This is a genomic window from Streptomyces sp. (assembly GCF_050698815.1).
Lineage (GTDB): Bacteria > Actinomycetota > Actinomycetes > Streptomycetales > Streptomycetaceae > Streptomyces.
The window spans coordinates 1-5,749 of record NZ_JBOHCV010000501.1 but is presented as its reverse complement, the minus strand read 5'-3'; the positions used below and the strand labels follow the sequence as shown (position 1 = coordinate 5,749).

5 protein-coding genes are annotated in these 5,749 nt (G+C 71.1%); 4 read left to right on the top strand and 1 reads right to left on the bottom strand.

The window, feature by feature from the left end:
* Positions 1-131: 131 nt before the first annotated feature.
* The 3 genes from ACRDP3_RS18035 to mshC all read left to right on the top strand — a co-directional run bounded on the left by ACRDP3_RS18035 (position 132) and on the right by mshC (position 3,101).
* Positions 132-722, top strand: a complete 591-nt coding sequence (locus ACRDP3_RS18035; RefSeq protein ID WP_431517993.1) for a DUF3090 domain-containing protein — start codon at positions 132-134, stop codon at positions 720-722.
* Entirely contained in the window at positions 719-1,687 is a 969-nt protein-coding gene (locus tag ACRDP3_RS18030; protein ID WP_431517992.1) for an SCO1664 family protein, read from the top strand. The genes ACRDP3_RS18035 and ACRDP3_RS18030 overlap by 4 nt, the downstream gene beginning before the upstream one ends.
* Positions 1,688-1,871: 184 nt before the next feature.
* Positions 1,872-3,101, top strand: coding sequence for a cysteine--1-D-myo-inosityl 2-amino-2-deoxy-alpha-D-glucopyranoside ligase (gene mshC, locus ACRDP3_RS18025; protein WP_431517991.1), 1,230 nt, complete (start codon positions 1,872-1,874; stop codon positions 3,099-3,101).
* Positions 3,102-3,200: 99 nt separating this feature from the next.
* Here mshC and ACRDP3_RS18020 read toward each other — a convergent pair whose 3' ends face one another.
* Positions 3,201-4,334: a PAC2 family protein gene (locus ACRDP3_RS18020; RefSeq protein ID WP_431517990.1), complete on the bottom strand. Its 1,134-nt coding sequence runs from the start codon at positions 4,332-4,334 to the stop codon at positions 3,201-3,203.
* A 287-nt stretch (positions 4,335-4,621) separates the two neighbouring features.
* Here ACRDP3_RS18020 and ACRDP3_RS18015 point away from each other — a divergent pair.
* Positions 4,622-5,749 (top strand): alpha-amylase family glycosyl hydrolase (locus tag ACRDP3_RS18015; protein ID WP_431517989.1); only part of this gene is annotated, 1,128 nt, incomplete at its 3' end.

The following is a 5,749-nucleotide window of genomic DNA, read 5'->3' as shown; positions in this document are numbered from 1 at the left end:
CGTCCGGGGAAGGCAACAGCCGCGACCAGGACAGCAACGCCCCCGTGGGAGGCGGCGCTTAAGCACGGAGATCGGCACGGGCAGTAGGGTGCCTTTGACCGAGCAGACGTCGACGACAACGGAGCAGGAACGTGTCCCGTCAGGTGTTCCTCTACGACCCACCGGACCGATTCATCGCCGGTACGGTCGGGCTGCCAGGACGGCGCACCTTCTACCTCCAGGCGTCGGCCTCGGGCCGTACGACCAGCGTCGCCTTGGAGAAGGCCCAGGTCGAGGCACTCGCTGAACGGATCGACGAACTGCTGGACGAAGTGGTGCGGCGTTCCGGAGGGAACGCCCCCGTGCCGGCCGTCGCACCCACGGAGACCGACGACAAGGAACCGCTGGAGACGCCCGTCGAGGAGGAGTTCCGGGTCGGCACCATGGCACTGGCCTGGGACGGTGACGGCGAGCGGATGGTGGTCGAGGCGCAGGCCATCGTCGAGCTGGAGGCAGACTCCGACGAGGACCTCGCCGATGCCGAGGAACGGCTGCTCCAGGACGACGAGAACGGGCCCCCGATGCTCCGCGTGCGGCTTGAGGGCGCCATGGCCCGCGCCTTCGCCAAGCGCGCACTGGAGGTCGTGAACGCGGGCCGTCCGCCGTGCCCGCTGTGCAGCCTTCCGCTCGATCCGGAAGGGCACGTGTGCCCCCGTCAGAACGGCTACCGGCGCGGCGAATGAAACAGGCAGCCGATTCCGGTTCTCCGTCGCCACAGAGGCAGTTGACTGCTTCGCCGGCGGACGAGGAGACACGCACCCATCTCGTGCTCGGCACGCTGTCCGTACTGGGACGGATCCGGCAGGCCTCCAACGCGGTGCTCTTCGGAGAGGTCGAGCATGAGGGTCGCAGAGTGTCGTGCGTGTACAAGCCCGTGGCCGGAGAGCGTCCCCTGTGGGACTTCCCCGACGGCACTCTCGCGCAGCGCGAAGTGGCGGCCTACGAGATCTCCCGCGCCACCGGCTGGGACCTGATCCCCGCGACCGTGCTGCGGGAGGGACCGTACGGACAGGGCATGTGCCAGGCGTGGGTCGGAGCGCCGCCCGGCAGCGACGAGGACGCCGCGGGCGCCGGCGCGGAGGACGCCGAGGAGGCCGAGGGCGCAAGTGACACCGAGGACGCCGGAGACGCCGAGGACGCCGACGGGACGGAAGAGGAAGGCCTCGAAGACCTGCTGGCCATCGTCGAGGGAGACGAGCCGGGGGAGGGCTGGAAGACCGTGGGCCATGTGGACACCGGCGCGGACCGCCCCGCTCTGCTCGTGCACGCCGACGACGAACGGCTGCGGCGGCTGGCCGTCATCGACGCGGTCATCAACAACGGCGACCGCAAGGGCGGACACCTACTGCCCGTCCCCGGGGGCCGGTTGTACGCCATCGACCACGGCGTCACCTTCCACGTCGACGACAAGCTGCGCACGCTGCTGTGGGGCTGGGCCGGTGAGCCACTGACCGCCGAGGCAGCCGCGGCCCTGCGCGGCCTCTCGGCCGCCCTGGCCGGAAGCACCCCGCTCGCCGCACGGCTGTCCGAACTGATCACCACGACCGAACTCGACGCACTGCGCAAGCGCGTCGACGCGTTGTGCAAGTCCGGACGGCACCCTCTTCCCAGCGGCGACTGGCCGGCCATTCCCTGGCCGCCGGTCTAGTACGGCCCCTGCCTCCGCTGAAAGCGCTACGGCCGCTGCGTCCCCGCGCCCGGGGACGTACTCACGCCCGGGGTCATACCCGCCGCACGTGCAAGACCGCCTATCAAGCCATTCACGCCGGTCCTTCACGGACCGCCACCGTCCCGTCAGGATGCCGAACGGCTGTCCGGGTTAGGCTCAGAGAATGCATGCCTGGCCCGCTTCCGAGGTCCCCGCGCTGCCTGGTCAGGGCCGCGACCTCGAGATCCACGACACCGCGACCGACGGCCGAGTCACCCTCGCCCCAGGTCCTGTCGCCCGCATATACGTCTGCGGCATCACCCCCTACGACGCCACCCACCTGGGGCACGCGGCGACGTACAACGCGTTCGACCTCGTACAGCGCGTGTGGCTCGACAACAAGCGGCAGGTTCACTACATACAGAACGTCACCGACATCGACGACCCGCTCCTGGAACGGGCCGACGCCACCGGTGACGACTGGAGCGCTCTCGCGGAGCGCGAGACGGCCCTCTTCCGCGAGGACATGACGGCCCTGCGGATGCTGCCGCCCAGGCACTTCGTCGGCGCCGTCGAATCCATCCCGCGCATCGTCCCGATGGTCGAGCGACTGTGCGACCAGGGTGCCGCGTACGAACTGGAGGGCGACGTCTACTTCTCCGTCGAGAGCGATTCCCACTTCGGTGAGGTGTCCCGGCTCGACGCGGAGACCATGCGCCTGCTGTCCGCCGAACGCGGCGGCGACCCGGAGCGGCCGGGCAAGAAGAGCCCGCTCGACCCGATGCTGTGGCGCGCCGCCCGCCCCGGCGAACCGCACTGGGACGGAGCCTCGCTCGGCCCCGGACGTCCCGGCTGGCACATCGAGTGCGTGGCCATCGCACTCGAGCATCTCGGCATGGGCTTCGACGTTCAGGGCGGAGGATCCGATCTCGCCTTCCCGCACCACGAGATGGGTGCCTCGCACGCCCAGTCGCTGACCGGGGAGTACCCCTTCGCCCAGACCTACGTGCACGCCGGAATGGTCGGGCTGGGCGGTGAGAAGATGTCGAAGTCCAAGGGCAACCTGGTCTTCGTCTCGCAGTTGCGGCGCGACGGCGTCGACCCGTCCGCGATACGGCTCACGCTCCTGTCGAACCACTACCGCGCGGACTGGGAGTACACCGACGCCGTCCTCGAGGAGGCCAAGGCCCGGCTCGGTCGGTGGCGTGCCGCCGTCTCCCGGCCCGACGGCCCGCCCGCCGAGGCCGTGGTGGAGGGGATACGTGTGGCGCTGGCCGAGGATCTGAACGCGCCGACGGCGCTGGCCGCCGTCGACCAATGGGCCGCGGAACAGGAAGCCCGCGGGGGTACCGACACGGGGGCGCCCGGTCTGGTCTCCCGCGCGGTCGACGCGCTGCTGGGCGTCGCCCTCTAGAACCCCTCCCGGCACCGGCAGAGCCCGTGCACGGACCCGGGGCCGCCCCTCTGCCGATTTCAGGGGGGCGGCCACTTCGGGTGTCCACCCGGTGACGGGTCACTCCTCGTCCGAGTCCTCCGAGGAGTCCGATTCCGGCGGCGGTTTCGGCTCATCGGCTTCGGGTTTGCCGGGCTTCCCGCGATTGCCGTTGTTCCCGGGCTTCCCGTTCTTCCCGGGCTTCCCGGACGTTTCCTCCGTGCCGTTCGTGCTGTCCTTGGCGTCCTTGGCGTCTTTCGCGGACCGCTTCGCCGGGCGGCTGCGTCCGCCGCCCGCTTCGCGCCGGTACGGACTCGAGCCGGACTCCGTGGCGTTGCCCCCCGCCGGGCCACCCGCGGGCCCGCCGTCGCGCCGCCTCAGATAGCGCTCGAACTCCTTGGCGATGGCCTCACCCGACGCCTCGGGGAGTTCGGCCGTGTCCCGTGCCTCCTCGAGCGACTGCACGTACTCCGCGACCTCGCTGTCCTCGGCGGCCAGCTGGTCCACGCCCAGTTGCCAGGCCCGGGCGTCCTCGGGCAGCTCGCCCAGCGGCACGCTCAGCCCGAGCAGGTCCTCCAGCCGGTTGAGCAGCGCCAGCGTCGCCTTCGGATTCGGCGGCTGCGAGACGTAGTGCGGGACGGAGGCCCACAGGCTCACCGCCGGCACGCCCGCGTGCGTGCAGGCTTCCTGCAGGATGCCGACGATTCCGGTGGGGCCTTCGTAACGCGACTCCTCCAGGTTCATCGTGCGGGCGAGGTCGGGATCGGAGGTCATGCCGGTCACCGGAACCGGGCGGCTGTGCGGCGTGTCCCCGAGTAGAGCGCCCAGCACCACCACCATCTCCACGCCCAACTCGTGGGCGAAGCCCAGGATCTCGTTGCAGAAGGACCGCCAGCGCATGCTCGGTTCGATTCCGCGCACCAGCACGAGGTCGCGCGGCGTGCCCTTGCCGTCCGCGTTGTCGACACGTACGACGGCCAGCCGGGTCGTCGGCCAGGTGACCTTGCGGACGGCGCCGTCCAGCCACACCTGCGGCCTGTTGACCTGGAAGTCGTAGTAGTCCTCGGCGTCCAGTGCCGCGAAGACCTCGCCCTTCCACTCCCGTTCCAGGTGCCCGATCGCGGTGGAGGCGGCGTCGCCGGCGTCGTTCCAGCCCTCGAACGCGGCCACCATGACGGGGTCGACCAGCTCGGGAACCCCCTCGAGCTCGATCACCCAGCGCCTCCTTCCGGCCGGGATGAAGCGCCTGCTCCGCACCCGGCTGCCGTTCCCATTCCGTGCGGCCACCAGCCTACGGCGTGCGGGCGTCCGGGCCGCAGCCCTCGCCCCTGCGCCGATTCCGCCGCACGCTTCAGGCGTCCGTCCGGGTTCGTTCGGGTCCGTCCTGGCCTGGGGCGGTGCCGGAGCGGGGGCTCACCCCGGGAGGGGCGAGGCGTTGACCGTAGGGTCGGGGCCACCGGCCGGTCATCCTGCCGGACGCACCACAGCATGAGAGAGGCACAGTGAGCGCCAGCACGCCGCAGCACCAGCACCAGGAAGACGCCACCGCAGCATGGTGGCGGGAGGCGGTCGTCTACCAGGTCTACGTGCCCAGCTTCGCCGACTCCGACGGCGACGGCATGGGTGATCTGCGGGGCGTGGCCGGCCGGCTCGACCACCTCGCCGGACTCGGCGTCGACGCGATCTGGCTGACACCGTTCTACCGCTCGCCCTGGGCGGACGGCGGATACGACGTCTCCGACCACCGTGACGTCGACCCGCGGCACGGCACTCTCGAGGACTTCCGCGACCTGCTCGCGGGCGCGCACGACCGCGGTCTGAAGGTCATCATCGACCTGGTCCCGAACCACTGCTCCGATCAGCACCCCTGGTTCGCGGAGGCGCTCGCCGCCGCCCCCGGCTCGGCCGCCCGCGACCGCTTCCACTTCCTGGCCGGCAGCGGTCCGGACGGCAGCGAGCCGCCTTCGGACTGGCAGTCCAAGTTCGGCGGCGGCGCCTGGACCCGTACGCCCGACGGCCAGTGGTACATGCACATCTTCGCCGCCCAGCAGCCCGACCTGAACTGGGAGAACCCGGAGACGGCAGCCGACTTCGAGCGCACCCTGCGGTTCTGGCTCGACCTCGGTGTCGACGGCTTCCGTGTCGATGTCGCACACGGCCTGCGCAAGGATCTGCGGCAGCCGCTGCGCGACACCCTCGGCAACGACGCGGCGCCGCTCAACTCGCCGCCGCAGGGCGAGAACCACCCCTTCTGGGACCGTGACGAGGTGCACGAGACCTACCGCGCCTGGCGCAAGATACTCGACGCCTACGACCCGCCCCGTATCGCCGTCGCGGAGGCGGGCGTCAGCGCCTCCCGGCTGCCTCTCTACACCCGGCCCGACGAGCTCCACCAGGCGTTCAACTTCTTCCACCTGCGCTGTCCCTGGGACGCGGCCTCCTTCCGCGAGGTCATCGACACCTCGCTCGCCGGAGCCCGCTCCGTGGGCACTCTGCCGACCTGGGTGCTCTCCAACCACGACGTGGTACGGCACGCCACCCGGTACGCGCTGCCCGAGGGCACGGACCTCGCCGGCTGGCTGGCCACCGACGGCGGCGAACCCGCCGCCGACCACCGGCGTGGCCGCCGC